This window comes from Rhizomicrobium electricum, assembly GCF_011762045.1.
GTDB classification, from domain to species: domain Bacteria; phylum Pseudomonadota; class Alphaproteobacteria; order Micropepsales; family Micropepsaceae; genus Rhizomicrobium; species Rhizomicrobium electricum.
On the sequence record NZ_JAASQS010000005.1, the window covers coordinates 256,115 to 271,515 of the forward strand.

Genomic DNA, 15,401 nt, shown 5'->3' on the forward strand with positions numbered 1-15,401 from the left:
CTTACCTCCACCCCAGCATGAAGTAGGTCGCCAGCCCCACCACGCCGATCAGCATGGCGAAAGCGTAGTGATAGACGTAACCGGATTGCAGCTTCACCGCGCCGCGCGTGGCATCGAGAACACGGGCGGCAACGCCGTCCGGGCCCAACCCGTCAATGAATTTGCCGTCGCCCCACTTCCATAGCAGGCGCCCCAGCCATTTTGCCGGCCGCACGAACAGGAAATCGTACAGTTCGTCGAAATACCATTTGCGATAGAGGAAGGTGTAGAGAAGCCCCTTCCTTGCGGCGAGCTGGGCCGGCAGTTCGGGCCGCATAATGTAGAAGTAATAGGCGGTACCGAAGCCGACGATCGTGAGGATCAGCGGCGCGAATTCGATCAGCACCGGAATTTCGTGCTCGCCTTCTGCGTGATGGCCAAACGCCAGCGCCACCGCACCGCGCCAGAACACGGCATCACCGATGAAGAAATGGACGAACGCCGCACCCGCAATCAGCGCGCCGAGAGCCAGAACGCCGAGCGGCACCAGCATGGTGCGGGCCGGTTCGTGAACATCCTCCAGCGCGAGGGCATGATGATGCGGATCGTGGTGATGATCCCATTCGTGACGATCGAGACCGCGATAGCGGCCGTGGAAGGTCATCAGGAACTGGCGCCAGGAATAGAACGAGGTCATACCCGCCGCGATCAGCGTCAACCAGAAGGCGTAATGGCCCATCGGCGTCCCGGCGAGATAGGCCGAATTGATGATCGCGTCCTTGGAATAGAAACCGGCGGTGCCGACGCCCAGCATCGGAATGCCGATGCCGGTCAACGCCAAATTGCCGATCAGCATCATCCAATAAGTGAACGGAAGCTGTTTCCGGAGGCCACCCATCTTGCGCATGTCCTGCTCGTGATGCAGCGCGACGATCACCGCGCCCGCCGAGAGGAACAGCAATGCCTTGAAGAAGGCGTGCGTGAAGAGGTGGAACATCGCGGCGCCGTAGGCCGACACGCCCGCGGCCACGAACATGTAGCCGAGCTGGCTGCAGGTCGAATACGCGATCACGCGCTTGATGTCGTTCTGGAACAGGCCAACCGAAGCGGCGAAGAACGCCGTCGTAGCCCCGATGAAGGTGACGAAGGCGAGCGCATTGGGCGCCAGTTCGAACAAGGGCGACGCGCGGCAAACCAGGAACACGCCCGCGGTCACCATGGTCGCGGCATGGATCAGGGCGGAGACCGGCGTCGGGCCTTCCATCGCGTCCGGCAGCCAGGTGTGCAGGCCGATCTGCGCCGACTTGCCCATCGCGCCGACGAACAAGAGCAAGCAGATGGTGGTGAGAATATCGACCTGCTGGCCGGCGAATTCGAACGTTTTGCCGGCAAACGTAGGCGCAGCCTTGAACACGGCGTCGAAATCGAGGGTGCCGAACACCCAGAAAATCGCGAACAGGCCGAGCATGAAGCCGAAGTCGCCGACGCGGTTGACCACGAACGCCTTCAACGCGGCGGCATTGGCGGTAGGCTTCTTGTACCAGAAGCCGATCAACAGATAGGACGCGAGGCCGACGCCTTCCCAGCCGAAGAACACCTGCACGAAGTTGTTGGCCGTCACCAGCATCAGCATGGCGAAGGTGAACAGCGACAAATAGGAGAAGAACCGTGGCCGGTCGGGATCGTCGTGCATGTAGCCGATCGAATAGAGATGCACGAGCGCCGATACGCCCGTCACCACCACCAGCATAACTGCGGTGAGCGTATCAACGCGCACGGACCAGTCGACGGTGAGATCGCCGGACGAGATCCAGGTCCACAGCGGCACGATCTGGGCATGACCGAGAATGGCGACGTCGTAGAAGGCGTAGATCGATAGTCCCAGGCTGACGAACAGCCCGGCGGTGGTCAGCAGCTCCGATGGCCGCGCCCCCAGCCATTTCTGGAAAACGCCGGCAATCGCCGACGTGATGATGGGGAGGAAAACGAGGATCGCGTAGAGCACGTTTCAGCCCTTCATCATGTTGACGTCATCCACCGCAATGGTGCGGCGGTTGCGGAAATAGACCACCAGGATGGCAAGCCCGATCGCGGCCTCGGCGGCGGCGACGGTGAGCACGAACAGCGCGAACACCTGCCCGACCAGATCGTTCAGGTAGGTCGAGAACGCGACGAAGTTGATGTTGACCGCCAAGAGGATCAGCTCGATCGACATCAGGATGATGATGATGTTCTTGCGGTTTAGGAAGATGCCGAACACGCCGATGGTGAACAGCGCGGCGGCGACCGTGAGGTAGTGACCCAGCCCGATTTCCATTTATTCGACTCCCTCGCCCGGTTTGGCGTCGACCATGGCCATCGCATCGGACGGCTCGCGCGAAATCTGGGTCCATGCCTTCTGACGGCGGACGCCGTCGCGGTGGCGCAGCGTCAGCACGATGGCGCCGATCATCGCCACCAGCAGCACCAGCCCGGCAGCCTGGAAGTAATAGATATAGTCCGTATAGAGGATGTGGCCGAGGGCGGCGGTGTTGGTCAGGCCCTTGGGCGTCGCGGCGGCCGGCACCGCATGCGGCGCGAAGTGCCAGTGCGCCGACACAGCGATGACAAGCTCGGCGAACAACAGCCCGCCGATGCCGAGGCCGGGCAACAGATACGACTGCACGCCCTTCTTCAGCTCGGCGAAGTCGACGTCCAACATCATGACGACGAACAGGAACAGCACCGCCACGGCGCCGACGTAGACGATGACCAGAATCATGGCGAGGAATTCGGCGCCAAGCAGCACGAACAATCCCGCCGCATTGAAGAATGCGAGGATCAGGAACAGCACCGAATAGACCGGGTTCCTGGACGTCACCACCACCACACCGCTCGCAAGGAGCACCGTGGCGAAGAGATAGAAGGCGAGTGCTTGCAGGATCATGGGGTTCACCGGTACGGCGCGTCCAGTTCGATGTTCTTTGCGATAGCCCGCTCCCAGCGATCACCGTTGGCGAGCAGTTTGGCCTTGTCGTAGAAAAGCTCTTCGCGGGTCTCGGTCGCGAATTCCAGGTTCGGGCCTTCGACGATGGCGTCGACCGGGCACGCTTCCTGGCAATAACCGCAATAGATGCACTTGGTCATGTCGATGTCGTAGCGCGTGGTGCGGCGGCTGCCGTCGTCACGCGGTTCGGCCTCGATCACGATGCACTGTGCCGGGCAGATCGCCTCGCACAGCTTGCAGGCGATGCAACGTTCCTCGCCGGACGGATAGCGGCGCAAGGCATGCTCACCACGGAAACGGGGCGATTGCGGCGCCTTCTCAAACGGGTAATTCAGCGTCGCTTTCGGCGCAAAGAAGTAGCGCATCGAAAGCAGGAACGCCTGGACGAACTCCCAGAGGAAGATCTGGCGTGCCTTTTTGTCGAGGTATGCCATCTAGCCTCCAAACAGGTGAGCGAAGAACGGACCCCAGACGGGGCGAACAAACACGACCCAACTGGCCGCAACCACGACCCACAGCATCGAGACCGGCAGCAGCAGCTTCCAGCCGAGGCGCATCAACTGGTCGTAGCGGTAGCGCGGCACGAAGGCCTTCACCATCGAAACCATGAAGAACAGCACCACGATCTTGGCGAGGAGCCACAATACGCCCGGCACGGCAGTCAAGGGCCAGATCGCGATGGGCGGCAGCCAGCCGCCGAGGAACATGATGCTCATCAGCGCGCAGAGCAGGATGATGTTCATATACTCGCCGAGGAAGTAGAGCAGGAACGGCGTCGACGAGTATTCCACCATGAACCCCGCCACGAGTTCCGACTCCGCTTCCAAGAGATCGAACGGCGGACGCTGCGTCTCGGCGAGCGAGGAGATGAACATCACGATCAGCATCGGGAACAGCGGCGAGAAGATGTACCAGCCGCGCATGTCCGGACCCTGCGCCCGCACGATGTCGGAGAGGTTCAACGACCCGGCGAAAATCAGCACGGTGACGATGACGAAGCCGATCGAGACTTCATAGGACACCATCTGCGCGGCACTGCGCAGCGCGGCGAGGAAGCCGTATTTCGAGTTCGACGCCCAGCCGCCCATGATGACGCCGTAGACGCCGAGCGAAGAGATCGCGAAGAGATAAAGCACGCCGACATTGATGTCGGCCACCACCCAGCCTTCATCCAGCGGTACCACCGCCCAGGCGGCGAAAGCCAGTGTCGCCGCGATGATCGGTGCGGCGAGGAAGATCACCTTGTTCGCGGCGGCCGGAATGATCGGCTCCTTGAACATGAACTTCATGGCGTCGGCGAAGGTCTGCAACAGGCCGAAGGGGCCCACCACGTTGGGGCCGCGCCGCATCTGCACCGCCGCCCAAATCTTGCGGTCGGCGAGAATCCAGAACGCGACCGAGACCATCACCACGGCCTGATAGACCACGATCAGGATCACCTGCGCGAGCGTCCAGGCCCAGGGATAGGGCAAACCGGCGGTGTGCTGGAACCAGTTGGTGAGGAACATCGCTCAGTCCCTTGCCTTCCTGTTGCCCCGCTCCGAAAGCGAGAGATTGCGAACGCACGGCGGCAGCGGCCGGCCGGTGCGCTGAAAACCGCCCCAGCGGAAGTTCGATTTGCGGATTTCCGTCCTGGCCCGCATCGGGGCCGGCGAACACTCGCGGGCTCTGTACGTCGATCTGGTCATTCCGCGGCCTGCTTGTTCTCGTCGCTGTGGAGCAGTTCGCGGCTGCAATCAGCCATCACTTTGCTCGCTCGCGCGATCGGATTGGTGAGGTAATAGTCGGCGATGGCCTGCCCCATCGGCACATCGGCAGTGAAAACGCCGTCGGTGCCAAGAGCATTCCACACCGCCGGGTCGGCGCCCTCCCACACCGGCACCTGACCGAGCCTGCCGTATTGCGGCAGGTCGGCGACGAGCGCGCGGCGCAAGTCCGCCAACGTGTCGTAGGGCAGCTTTTGACCCAACACATCGGAGAGCGCCCGCAGGATCGCCCAATCTTCCCGCGCCTCGCCCGGCGGGAATACGGCGCGTTGCGCTTCCTGCACCCGGCCTTCGAAATTGGCGTAGAGCCCGTCCTTTTCGGTGAAGGCCGCACCCGGCAGGATCACGTCGGCATAATTCGCGCCGGTGTCGCCGTGGCTGCCTTGATAAACCACGAACGGCCGCCCCATATTCTCGAGCGGCAGCTCGTCGGCTCCGAGCAGATAGATGAAGTTGATCTCGCCCTTCTGCGCCCCCTCGACGATGCCGGCAACATCACGGCCGCCGGGGCTTTCTTCAGAAGCGGGAGCCGGAAGGAAACCAAGATCGAGCGCAGCAACACGGCTTGCAGCGGTATGCAGGACGTTGAACCCGATCCAGCCGCCTTCCGCCGGCGTGCCGGCCGGACCGATTATGCCGGTCTCGCGCGCGATGCGAGCTGCGTGATGCAGGATCACCGCTCCATCCGGACGGGCGAGCGCGCCGCCACCCAGGATCAGCATCGGCCGCTTGGCATTGCGCAGAACTTCCGCGAACGGATGCGAGCCGTCAGCCAAGGCGTTCAGCACGTCGACGCCGGTGCCGAGTTGTTCCGCCGGATAGGTGAGATCGACCGGCGCGCCGACGCTGGCGATCTTGAGCGGGCCGTTCAGCCAGGCCTTGCGGATGCGCGCGTTCAGGACCGGCGCTTCCCAACGCGGGTTGCAGCCGATCAGAAGAAGCGCATCGGCCGCTTCGACGCCGGTGATAGTGGTGTTGAAGAGATAGGCCGGACGCGGTCCGCCGCCGATCTTGGCGCCGTCCTGGCGGCAATCGAGATGCGGCACGCCGAGACGCGTCATCAGATCCTTCAGCGCCTTGATCTCTTCGGCCGCCGCGAGATCGCCGACGATCGCCGCCATGCGATCGGGCGTGGTCGCCTTCACGCGCGCCGCGATCACTGCGAACGCATCGGACCAGGACGCCGGCACCAGCTTGCCGTTCTTGCGCACATAAGGGCGGTCAAGCCGCTGCCGGCCGAGCCCGTCCCAGATGTGGCGGCCTTTATCGTGCAGCCATTCCTCGTTGATGTCGTCGTTGAGGCGCGGAAGGATGCGCATCACCGCCCGTCCGCGCGTGTCGACGCGGATGTTGCAGCCCTGCGCATCCATGATGTCGATGGATTCGGTGTGCTTCAGTTCCCACGGCCGCGAAGTGTAGGAATAAGGCTTCGAGGTCAGAGCGCCGACCGGGCAGAGATCGACCACATTGCCCGAAAGCTCCGACGAGAACGCCTTTTCGAGGTAGGTCGTGATCTCCATGTCCTCGCCGCGTCCGGTAGCACCGAGATCGGGCACGCCCGCAATTTCGGTGGCGAAGCGGACGCAGCGGGTGCATTGGATGCAGCGGGTCATCTGGGTCTTGATCAGCGGACCCATGTATTTGTCTTCGACGGCACGCTTGTTTTCGTGGAAACGGTGGAACGCGGCGCGACCGTAGCCCATCGCCTGGTCCTGCAAGTCGCACTCGCCGCCCTGGTCGCAGATCGGGCAATCGAGCGGATGGTTGATGAGCAGGAATTCCATCACGCCTTCGCGCGCCTTGCGCACCACCGGCGAGTCCGTGTTGATGCGCGCGGGCGTGCCGTCTTTGTTGGGGAAGATGTCCTTCACCTGCAGCGAGCACGACGCCTGCGGCTTGGGGGCGCCGACCCACTCCACCAGACACATGCGGCAGTTGCCGGCGACGCTCAGGCGCTCGTGATAGCAGAAGCGCGGAATCTCGGCACCGGCCTGCTCGCAGGCCTGCAGCAGCGTGAGGTTGTCCTCCGCCTCGATTTCCTTGCCGTCGATGATCAGCTTGCGGGGCATGGGTCAGTTGTTCTCGATGTAAGGACGGATGAGATCGCGCCAGATGAGATAGCCCTGGCCGGAAATGTGGATGTCGTCGGGCGTCAGAGAGGGATCCAGACGTCCGTTGACGACGAAATGGGAATAGAGATCGACATAGGGCAAGCCGCGCTTCTCCGCCGCCGCCTTGATCAGCGTGTTCACGGTGCGCACCTTCTCGTCGTATTGCGGCTGGCGCGGCAGCAGTCCTTCGACCACGATCTTCACGCCGGGCACGCCCTTCTGCAGGGTGGCGATGCAATCATCGATGTTCGCGACGATCTCGGTCACCGAATAGCGGCTGAATTCCACATCGTTGGTGCCGATCAGAAGGATCACTTTGGCCGGCTTCGCGATCACGACCTGATTGATGCGAGCCTTGAGCCCGACCGTGGTATCGCCGGAGATTCCGAAATTGCGGCTGCGGATATTGGGGAACATCTCGTTCCAGCGCATCGAGTCCGTCAGGCTGTCGCCGACAAACGCCACCCCGCCATTGAGCGGCGGCATCACGCCGAACTGCGTGACGCGCAGGACATACGTCGTGATGTCCCAGGGATGCGGGAAATCGCTCAACGCCGGCATCACCACGCCGACCGAACTCGTCGCCGGCCGAACTGCCGCATACGGATCAACGGGAGCAACCGGGGCTGGAGATGCAGCCACGGGCGATTGACCTTGCACCATCGTCGAACAACCGCCCGCAGCCCCGATAAGGCCGGCGGCAAGGATGGCTTTGACGATGTGCGTATTCACGATTTCAATTCCGTTGCTGACAGATCAAGGCCCGCATGCGCGGCGAGTAATGGCTGCAATAGCCCTGCTTGGCGTAGTAGTCCGAACAAAGATAGGTGCGATGGGCGCCAAGCTGCGTTTTGGCGACCGCTTCCCATTCGCCGTCCGGCACCAAACGAAGGCATTCGTCGAGCGTGTAAACCAGCCGCGCGACGTACCATTCGTAGCGTTCGAATTCCTGCTTCGAGCCGCCCACGGTCAGCGCCCCCATATCGAGTTCGACCGGATCAGACAGCCGCGGATGCAGAAGCGCGATATCGCAATGCGAAAGATAGAGTTCCTTCGCCTTGGCATTGCGCCACTTGAACATATTGGCGATGGCGATGCCGGCAGTGGCAGCCACCAGCGCCATCAATGCGAGCGGCGGTCTGACGATCGTGGTCATGTCTCGTCCCCTTTCGTTCACTCTGCCGCCTTCAGCGCCCCATACTCACGGATGCGCCGCTCCAGTTCGGGGCGGAAATGACGGATCAAGCCCTGGATCGGCCACGCCGCGGCATCGCCGAGCGCGCAGATTGTGTGGCCTTCCACCTGCTTGGTCACCTCTTGCAACAGATCGATTTCGTCGACGGCGGCCCTGCCCTGCTGCAAACGGGTCATCACCCGCCACATCCAGCCGGTGCCTTCGCGGCACGGCGTGCACTGGCCGCAGCTCTCATGCTTGTAGAAATAGCTGAGACGTTGGATCGCCTTCACGATGTCGGTGGATTTGTCCATCACGATCACCGCGGCGGTACCGAGGCCGGTCTGCGCGGCCTTGAGGCTGTCGAAATCCATCAGGATGTCGTCGCAGACCGATTTCGGGATCAGCGGCACCGACGCACCGCCAGGAATGACCGCCAGCAGATTGTCCCAGCCGCCACGCACGCCGCCGGCATGCTTCTCGATCAGCTCCTTCAGCGGAATGCCCATTGCCTCTTCGACATTGCAGGGCTTGTTCACATGGCCGGAAATGCAGAACACCTTGGTGCCGGTATTGTTGGGCCGGCCGATACCCGCGAACCACTCGGCGCCGCGGCGCAGGATGGTCGGCGCCACGGCAATGCTCTCGACGTTGTTAACCGTCGTCGGGCAACCGTAGAGACCCATATTGGCCGGGAACGGCGGCTTCAGGCGCGGTTGGCCCTTTTTGCCTTCGAGGCTCTCCAGCAGCGCGGTCTCCTCGCCGCAGATGTATGCGCCGGCGCCGTGATGGACGTAAAGATCGAACGGCCAGCCGTGGACGTTGTCTTTGCCGATAAGGCGCGCAGCGTAGGCTTCATCAACAGCGCGCTGCAGCGCTTCGCGCTCGCGGATGAACTCGCCGCGGACGTAGATGTAGGCGACGTGCGCCCGCATCGCGAAACTGGCGACCAGCGCCCCCTCGACCAGCGTGTGCGGATCGTTGCGGAGAATGTCGCGGTCCTTGCAGGTGCCGGGCTCGGATTCGTCGGCATTGATGACGAGGTAATGCGGCCGCGCCGGATCGACCTGCTTGGGCATGAACGACCATTTGAGGCCGGTCGGAAACCCTGCGCCGCCGCGGCCGCGAAGGCCCGACTTCTTCATAATGTCGACGATGGCTTCGGGCCCCAGATCCAGGAGTTTCTTGGTGCCGTCCCAATTGCCGCGCCGGCGCGCGCTTTCGAGATCGGCGCCTTCGAAGCCGTAGAGATTGGTGAAAATGCGATCACGATCGGACAGCATCAGGTGGCCGCTCCCGGCGGTTTCTGGGTGGGCGCTTCGCGTTGTTCGACGCCCGGCGTGACATTCTTCGCCTCGTCGTCGGACAGGCTCGGCCCGCTGTGGCGCAAGGTGGGATCGTAGAGCGCGCGTTCGGTCAGCGTCGTCGGACCGCCCTCGGGCTCGGAAGCATGACGGCCGATCTGCGAACCCGGCTTCGGTGTCTCGCCGCGGCGGATGGCTTCGAGGATTTCTTCCGTCTTCTCGCCGGTGAGATCCTCGTAGGGATCGGAATTGATGAGGACCATCGGCGCATTCACGCAGGCACCGAGGCATTCGACCTCTTCCCACGAAAACTCGCCGTCGGCGGAAACGCTGTGCGGCTTGTCGGAGATGTGTTTCTTGCACGCCTTCACGACGTCATCGGAACCGCGCAGCCAGCAGGGCGTGGTCGTACAGACCTGCACGTGATGGCGCCCCACCGGCTTCAGATGGAACATCGTATAGAAGGTCGCCACTTCCAGAACGCGGATGTAAGGCATGTCGAGGAGCTTCGCGACTTCCTCGATCATCGGCTTGGTCACCCAGCCTTCCTGCTCCTGCCCTATCCACAACGCTGAGATCACCGCAGACCGCTGCCGTCCCGGCGGGAATTTGGCGATCCACTGGTTGACGCGCGCCATATTCTCTTCGCTGAACGCGAAGCCGGCAGGCTGTTCTTCATGCAGACGGCGAGCAGTCACCGGTCCACCTCCCCAAACACGACATCGATGGAACCGATCACGCTCGACACGTCGGCCAGCATGTGGCCCTTGGTGAGAAATTCGAGCGCCTGCAGCGACGCGTAGCTCGGCGCGCGGATCTTGCAGCGGTACGGCTTGTTGGAACCGTCCGACACCAGATAGACGCCGAATTCGCCCTTCGGCGCCTCAACGCAGGCGTAAACCTCGCCTTCCGGAACCTTGAAGCCCTCGGTGTAGAGCTTGAAGTGATGGATCAGCGCTTCCATCGAGCTTTTCATCTCGGCGCGGCGCGGCGGCACGACCTTGTGATCGACCGAAACGACCGGACCGGACGGCATCTTCGCGAGGCACTGCTGCATGATCTTGGTCGACTGACGCATCTCTTCGACGCGCATGCAATAGCGGTCGTAATTGTCGCCGTTCTTGCCGACCGGAATCTGGAATTCGAGTTCGTTGTAGCACTCGTACGGCTGGGCACGGCGCAAATCCCACGGCACACCGGTGGAGCGCAAGAGCACGCCGGTAAGGCCGTATTGCTCCGCCGCTTCGCGCGACAGCTTGGCGATCTCGACATTGCGCTGCTTGAAGATGCGGTTGTCGGTGAGCAGCCCTTCGATGTCGTCCAGCACCTTCGGGAAATGCTCGCAAAAGCCGACCATGTCCTCGATCAGCTGGGGCGGCAAATCCTGATGCACGCCGCCGGGACGGAAGTAGTTGGCATGCAGCCGCGAGCCCGACGCGCGCTCGTAGAACGCCATCAGCTTTTCGCGTTCCTCGAAGCCCCACAGCGGCGGGGTGAGCGCGCCGACGTCCATCGCCTGGGTCGTGACCTGCAACAGATGCGACAGCAGACGGCCGATTTCGCAGAACAAGACGCGGATGTACTGACCGCGCTTCGGCACTTCGAGACCGAGGAGCTTCTCGATCGCCAGGCAATAGGCGTGCTCCTGGTTCATCGGCGCGACGTAATCGAGCCGGTCGAAGTAAGGAATGTTCTGGATGTAGGTCTTGTGCTCCATCAGCTTTTCGGTGCCGCGGTGCAACAGCCCGATATGCGGATCGACGCGGGTGACGAGTTCGCCGTCGAGTTCCAGCACCAGACGCAACACGCCGTGCGCCGCAGGATGCTGCGGTCCGAAGTTGATGGTGATGCGGCCCTCTTCCGACTTCTGACCATCGGCAAGCCAAGGCGGTGTCTCGTCGGGACGAAAGCTGGTGTAGTCGTTCATATCACTTCTTTCCCGGATCCCCACTCGTCGCATTCGGCGCCAGCGCCGCCTTTTCGTCGCCCGGCAGGACGTGCGGAGCGCCTTCCCAAGGACTGAGGAAATCGAATTCGCGGAATTCCTGGACCAGTTGCACCGGCTGATAGGCGACACGCTTCAGATCGTCGTCGTAGCGCAGCTCGACAAAACCGGTGACCGGGAAGTCCTTGCGCAGGGGATGGCCTTCGAAGCCGTAGTCGGTGAGCAAGCGGCGCAGGTCGGGATGGCCTTCGAACTTCACACCGTACATGTCCCAAGCTTCGCGTTCGAACCACTGCGCGCCGGCAAACACGCCGATCGCAGTCGGCACCGGCGTCGCCTCGTCGGTTTCGATCTTGACGCGGATGCGCGCGTTCTTCGTCAGCGACAACAGGTGATAGACGATGTCGAACCGCTTTTCCCGCGCGGGATAATCGGCGCCGCAGATGTCGACCAGCGTCTTGAAGGCGAAGTTGTCACGTAAGACCGTCAGCACGCGAACGATCTCGGCTGCACGCGCCGATACCGTCAGTTCGCCAAAGGCGATCTTTGTGCCGGTTGCCGCCCCGCCGAGTGCCGCTGATACTTCCGCTGCCAGGGCCGTCAAATCGATCATCGCCGCTCCTCGAGCACCAGCACGAAGTGCTTTACCCGATCGTCGTAGACCTCGAGCGCCTCTCGGGTCTCCTTCTCGATCACGGCATGTTCGGCCCGCCCAGGGCCGGTGTATTCGTTGATAGCGTCCATCGTCTCCCAGCGCGAGATGACGACGAACTCGATGCGGGCGCTATGGATGCGTTCCAGGACCTCGACACCGCGGAAACCGGCGATGGCGCGAAACCGCGGCAGGTACACTTCGGCGAACTGACGACGATATTCTTCGGCGTTTTCTTCCAGGGCTGTCCCTGTCCAGACGCGTACGATCATAGCCTTGCCCCACTGTTATCTGTCGATGGTTCCGGTACGGCGGATTTTCCGCTGCAGCATCAACAGGCCATAAACCAGCGCCTCGGCCGTCGGCGGACAGCCGGGCACGTAAATGTCGACCGGCACGATGCGATCGCAGCCGCGCACGACCGAGTAGCTGTAATGGTAGTAACCGCCGCCGTTGGCGCACGATCCCATCGAGATCACATAGCGCGGCTCCGGCATCTGGTCGTAGACCTTGCGCAGGGCCGGCGCCATCTTGTTGCACAGCGTCCCGGCGACGATCATCACGTCGGACTGGCGCGGGCTGGCACGCGGCGCAATGCCGAACCGCTCGAGATCGTAGCGCGGCATGGACGCCTGCATCATCTCGATGGCGCAACAGGCAAGCCCGAACGTCATCCACATCAAGGAGCCGGTGCGGGCCCAGTTGATCAGCAAGTGCGCCGGAGCAACGAGGAAGCCCTTGTCGGCCCACTCGGCCTTCATCGCCTCGAAATAAGGGTCGTTGGGCGCAATCGGCCCAGCCCCTTCGACGCCAGCGCGTCCTGCGGTCCCATACGGGTTTTGGCCTGCCGGGATCACTCCCATTCAAGGGCTCCCTTCTTCCACTCATAGATGAAGCCGATGGTCAGAACCCCGAGGAACACCACCATCGACCAGAAGGCGAACACGCCGGTCGCTCCCAGGGTAATCGCCCAGGGGAACAGGAAGGCCACTTCGAGATCGAAAATGATGAACAGGATCGAGACCAGGTAGTAGCGGATGTCGAATTTCATGCGGGCATCGCCGAAGGCATTGAAACCGCATTCATAGGCCGACAGTTTTTCCGGATCCGGGCTCTTGGGCGCCACAACGTACGGCACGATCACCAGCGCAATGGTGATGGCCGCGCCGACGGCGATAAAGATCAGGATCGGCAGGTATTCGAGGAGGAGCTTTTCCATCACTTGTCCTTACGCACGCCCGACAATCCGAGGCGCAACCACGGAACCCCGCCCGAGGCCGGGCGCGGCGCACGATTTAGAATGGGTTTAGACCAGGAGTCGGCCCAGGAAAACAGGGAATCTTTGGAAATTTTCCGGAGAAACGCTGCGGAATGCAGCCAAGGTTAGAAGATTTCCAAAATATTTCCTTCCGCGATCCAAACTGTTCAGGGCGACGGCAACTGCTTGGAGCGCGTTCGCGCGCTGAAGCCCCAATCCCAATACCCCTCGCAGAGGCCGCCGAGCTTCCGGTTGGGTTCTTCGGCGAGGGTTTTCTGAAGGATTTTCTCCACTTCGGCAGTGCGCTTGGCGTCGAACGTCATGGAAATGGTTACCGGCCGCCCCTTCAGGAACGCAGCCTCGAGGGTCTTCGCGGTCTTGAAGTCGTCATAGGCGTCCTTCAGGCGTCCGACGGCGGCGTAGGAGCACGACCGGCGCAGGAAAGCGCCCGCATAGTCCGGTTGAGCCTTCAGTCCTTCGGTGTATTCCGCGATGGCTGCCTCCGGCAGGCCCATCAGATCGTAGAGCCAGCCGCGGTGGTAGCGGTACGGCATGGCGTCGTTCCAACCGGGGAGTGCCCCAAGCTTGTCGATCGACTCCGCCGCCTCGCGCAGCTTACCCATATCGCGATAGGCCCATTCGAGGCCGCGATAGACCCTCGCGCTCTCCTGCGGCCAGCGCAAAAGGCCATCCTTGTAGATCGCAATCGCCTCATCGTAGGCACCCAGGTACTCGAGGACACGCGCCACACCAAAAGCTGCTGCCGCGTCGTCAGGTGCTGCCTTGTGCCAGGCGCGGGCATCATCCAAAGCGCCGATCAAACCCCGGTCGCGGGCCTCACCCGGCGGAAAATCCTCGAGCGCCATATTTTCGCGCAAACTCGCTCGCGCCTTCAGACCCAGTACCTTCAGCTGCGGCGCCAGCCCCGCTTCGGCCAGGGCGCGGTCCAGCAACGGCAGCGCCTTTTCCGGTTGGCTGGCGTTCATGAAGGCCATGCCGCGCGCCAGGGCATCTTCGGCAACTTCGATGGAGGACGCCGTTGGCGGCAGGGCATGTCCCGGCGTCTTCTCGTCGCCAACAAAGGTCTTGCCGCCCGCATCCAATTTGCGCGCCACGAAGACCGGCAGCCATGCCTCCCGATCGATCGTCGCCGTGTCGGGGTCGTACCAGATCGCAACCGAACGGCCTGCGCTGGCCGTTGCTTTCAAGGCATCGAACATCGCCTTGGCATCGGGGACTTTGGACCGGTCGACGACGAATTTCATGTCGCCCCAATTCAGTTTGACCCACATAAGCTGGTCGGTCAGGGCGCCATCCTCGACATTGCCGTCGGCTCTCAGCAGACCCGGCGCCGGCCCAGCGAAAGCCTGCCCGCAGGCCAGCAGTACGATCAGTCCGATCAGAATGCGACGCATGACATCCCCCCGATGCTCGCTTACGAATTCGAGCCCCCAAAACCGGCAAAAGTCCAGGGCCATTCGCCGCGGACGATCCCCTGTCCGCCCGCCGAATGCGCACCAAAGCACTGCAGTTATAGGTACTTAACTGACTGTCCCGGTCTGGCCTCCCGGCCTGGTTGCGCCCCTGCCATACTGCCCGCGCCCACGATTGCCCTATATAGTTCGATTCAGGAGATCTGGGGGACCACCATGAATCGGCTTGCTTGGCTCGGCGCATTTGCCGTCGCTCTTCTGTTGTCGGCACCCTCCCAGGCGAGCGGCTTCCTGGAGGAAATCCGGCTGGGCATCTACCAGCACGACACCGGCATCATCGGAAAGCACAAGGAAGAAGGCATCGATTACGCGCTCGAAGGCCTTACCCGCCCGATCCAGCCGCTGTGGTTCATCGGCACGCCGCGGCTTGTGTATGGCGGCGCCTGGAACTCGGCCGGTCAGACCAGCCAGATTTATGTCGGCATCGACAAGCAGCTCGATTTCCTGCACGGCACGTTCATGCCGGGCGACTCCTTCTTCGTCGAAGGCACGATCGGCGGCGTTTGGCACAGCGGCAAGCACGACCTCCCGGACAACTCGCCCGAAGCCGCGCATTGGAAGAGTCACGGCGGTTCGTTCCTGTTCCGCCCCGGCCTGGCACTCGGCTACCGCATCAACGAGCATTGGTCGGTCGCCGCCAGCTTGAACCATATTTCGAACGCGAACCTGGGCAGCCGCAACGAGGGCAGCAACAACCTCGGTATCCTGATCGGCTGGAAGCTGTAACCGGACG

Annotated in this window: 17 protein-coding genes; 1 reads left to right on the forward strand and 16 read right to left on the reverse strand. The window is 62.5% G+C overall.

The annotated features are described in order from the left end of the window. Position 1 precedes the first annotated feature (1 nt). The 16 genes from nuoL to FHS84_RS11775 form a co-directional block, all read right to left on the reverse strand. Positions 2-1,984 carry an NADH-quinone oxidoreductase subunit L gene (nuoL, locus tag FHS84_RS11700; RefSeq protein WP_166934378.1) on the reverse strand — a complete coding sequence of 661 codons (1,983 nt, stop codon included), beginning with the start codon at positions 1,982-1,984 and terminating at the stop codon, positions 2-4. Positions 1,985-1,987: 3 nt separating this feature from the next. Continuing rightward, entirely contained in the window at positions 1,988-2,296 is a 309-nt protein-coding gene (gene nuoK, locus FHS84_RS11705; protein ID WP_166934380.1) for an NADH-quinone oxidoreductase subunit NuoK, read from the reverse strand. After that, positions 2,297-2,905, reverse strand: coding sequence for an NADH-quinone oxidoreductase subunit J (locus FHS84_RS11710; protein WP_166934382.1), 609 nt, complete (start codon positions 2,903-2,905; stop codon positions 2,297-2,299). It abuts the gene before it with no gap. Between the two features lie 5 nt (positions 2,906-2,910). Continuing rightward, positions 2,911-3,399 (reverse strand): NADH-quinone oxidoreductase subunit NuoI, encoded by a 489-nt coding sequence (gene nuoI, locus FHS84_RS11715; RefSeq protein WP_166934384.1) that lies wholly within the window; start codon positions 3,397-3,399, stop codon positions 2,911-2,913. Continuing rightward, positions 3,400-4,473: an NADH-quinone oxidoreductase subunit NuoH gene (gene nuoH / locus FHS84_RS11720; RefSeq protein ID WP_166934387.1), complete on the reverse strand. Its 1,074-nt coding sequence runs from the start codon at positions 4,471-4,473 to the stop codon at positions 3,400-3,402. It lies immediately after the preceding gene. A 176-nt stretch (positions 4,474-4,649) separates the two neighbouring features. Further along, positions 4,650-6,800, reverse strand: coding sequence for an NADH-quinone oxidoreductase subunit NuoG (gene nuoG / locus FHS84_RS11725; RefSeq protein ID WP_166934389.1), 2,151 nt, complete (start codon positions 6,798-6,800; stop codon positions 4,650-4,652). Positions 6,801-6,803: 3 nt separating this feature from the next. After that, on the reverse strand, positions 6,804-7,574 hold the full coding sequence (locus FHS84_RS21870) for a GDSL-type esterase/lipase family protein (RefSeq protein ID WP_166934391.1): 771 nt from the start codon (positions 7,572-7,574) through the stop codon (positions 6,804-6,806). Positions 7,575-7,578: 4 nt separating this feature from the next. After that, the gene (locus FHS84_RS11735; RefSeq protein ID WP_166934394.1) at positions 7,579-7,998 is read right to left on the reverse strand and encodes a hypothetical protein; all 420 of its coding nucleotides are present in this window, start codon (positions 7,996-7,998) and stop codon (positions 7,579-7,581) included. A 17-nt stretch (positions 7,999-8,015) separates the two neighbouring features. Next, positions 8,016-9,299, reverse strand: a complete 1,284-nt coding sequence (nuoF, locus tag FHS84_RS11740; RefSeq protein ID WP_166934396.1) for an NADH-quinone oxidoreductase subunit NuoF — start codon at positions 9,297-9,299, stop codon at positions 8,016-8,018. Beyond that, complete coding sequence (nuoE, locus tag FHS84_RS11745; protein ID WP_166934398.1) at positions 9,299-10,018, reverse strand: NADH-quinone oxidoreductase subunit NuoE; 720 nt, start codon at positions 10,016-10,018, stop codon at positions 9,299-9,301. Before nuoE ends, nuoF begins: the two co-directional genes overlap by 1 nt. Then, positions 10,015-11,247 (reverse strand): NADH-quinone oxidoreductase subunit D, encoded by a 1,233-nt coding sequence (locus tag FHS84_RS11750; protein WP_208393818.1) that lies wholly within the window; start codon positions 11,245-11,247, stop codon positions 10,015-10,017. Before FHS84_RS11750 ends, nuoE begins: the two co-directional genes overlap by 4 nt. 1 nt (position 11,248) lies before the next feature. Further along, complete coding sequence (locus FHS84_RS11755; protein ID WP_166934403.1) at positions 11,249-11,878, reverse strand: NADH-quinone oxidoreductase subunit C; 630 nt, start codon at positions 11,876-11,878, stop codon at positions 11,249-11,251. Continuing rightward, complete coding sequence (locus FHS84_RS11760; RefSeq protein ID WP_166934405.1) at positions 11,875-12,189, reverse strand: antibiotic biosynthesis monooxygenase family protein; 315 nt, start codon at positions 12,187-12,189, stop codon at positions 11,875-11,877. The genes FHS84_RS11755 and FHS84_RS11760 overlap by 4 nt, the downstream gene beginning before the upstream one ends. Positions 12,190-12,204: 15 nt before the next feature. After that, positions 12,205-12,780, reverse strand: coding sequence for an NADH-quinone oxidoreductase subunit NuoB (locus tag FHS84_RS11765; RefSeq protein WP_166934407.1), 576 nt, complete (start codon positions 12,778-12,780; stop codon positions 12,205-12,207). Further along, the gene (locus FHS84_RS11770; protein WP_166934409.1) at positions 12,771-13,136 is read right to left on the reverse strand and encodes an NADH-quinone oxidoreductase subunit A; all 366 of its coding nucleotides are present in this window, start codon (positions 13,134-13,136) and stop codon (positions 12,771-12,773) included. Before FHS84_RS11770 ends, FHS84_RS11765 begins: the two co-directional genes overlap by 10 nt. A gap of 206 nt (positions 13,137-13,342) precedes the next feature. Beyond that, the gene (locus tag FHS84_RS11775) at positions 13,343-14,590 is read right to left on the reverse strand and encodes a tetratricopeptide repeat protein (RefSeq protein ID WP_166934411.1); all 1,248 of its coding nucleotides are present in this window, start codon (positions 14,588-14,590) and stop codon (positions 13,343-13,345) included. Between the two features lie 234 nt (positions 14,591-14,824). On the opposite strand from FHS84_RS11775, the gene FHS84_RS11780 reads away from it, so the two are divergent. Then, the gene (locus tag FHS84_RS11780) at positions 14,825-15,394 is read left to right on the forward strand and encodes an acyloxyacyl hydrolase (protein WP_166934413.1); all 570 of its coding nucleotides are present in this window, start codon (positions 14,825-14,827) and stop codon (positions 15,392-15,394) included. Positions 15,395-15,401: the final 7 nt, after the last annotated feature.

Excerpts from the sequence above, each read along its gene's own strand:
- FHS84_RS11765 (WP_166934407.1), bottom strand. The coding sequence starts at position 12,780 with ATGGGAGTGATCCCGGCAGGCCAAAACCCGTATGGGACCGCAGGACGC.
- FHS84_RS11770 (WP_166934409.1), bottom strand. The coding sequence starts at position 13,136 with ATGGAAAAGCTCCTCCTCGAATACCTGCCGATCCTGATCTTTATCGCC.
- FHS84_RS11780 (WP_166934413.1), top strand. The coding sequence starts at position 14,825 with ATGAATCGGCTTGCTTGGCTCGGCGCATTTGCCGTCGCTCTTCTGTTG.
- FHS84_RS11775 (WP_166934411.1), bottom strand. The coding sequence starts at position 14,590 with ATGCGTCGCATTCTGATCGGACTGATCGTACTGCTGGCCTGCGGGCAG.
- nuoI (WP_166934384.1), bottom strand. The coding sequence starts at position 3,399 with ATGGCATACCTCGACAAAAAGGCACGCCAGATCTTCCTCTGGGAGTTC.
- FHS84_RS11755 (WP_166934403.1), bottom strand. The coding sequence starts at position 11,878 with ATGATCGATTTGACGGCCCTGGCAGCGGAAGTATCAGCGGCACTCGGC.
- nuoH (WP_166934387.1), bottom strand. The coding sequence starts at position 4,473 with ATGTTCCTCACCAACTGGTTCCAGCACACCGCCGGTTTGCCCTATCCC.
- FHS84_RS11735 (WP_166934394.1), bottom strand. The coding sequence starts at position 7,998 with ATGACCACGATCGTCAGACCGCCGCTCGCATTGATGGCGCTGGTGGCT.
- FHS84_RS11750 (WP_208393818.1), bottom strand. The coding sequence starts at position 11,247 with ATGAACGACTACACCAGCTTTCGTCCCGACGAGACACCGCCTTGGCTT.
- FHS84_RS11760 (WP_166934405.1), bottom strand. The coding sequence starts at position 12,189 with ATGATCGTACGCGTCTGGACAGGGACAGCCCTGGAAGAAAACGCCGAA.
- FHS84_RS11710 (WP_166934382.1), bottom strand. The coding sequence starts at position 2,905 with ATGATCCTGCAAGCACTCGCCTTCTATCTCTTCGCCACGGTGCTCCTT.
- nuoG (WP_166934389.1), bottom strand. The coding sequence starts at position 6,800 with ATGCCCCGCAAGCTGATCATCGACGGCAAGGAAATCGAGGCGGAGGAC.
- nuoK (WP_166934380.1), bottom strand. The coding sequence starts at position 2,296 with ATGGAAATCGGGCTGGGTCACTACCTCACGGTCGCCGCCGCGCTGTTC.
- nuoF (WP_166934396.1), bottom strand. The coding sequence starts at position 9,299 with ATGCTGTCCGATCGTGATCGCATTTTCACCAATCTCTACGGCTTCGAA.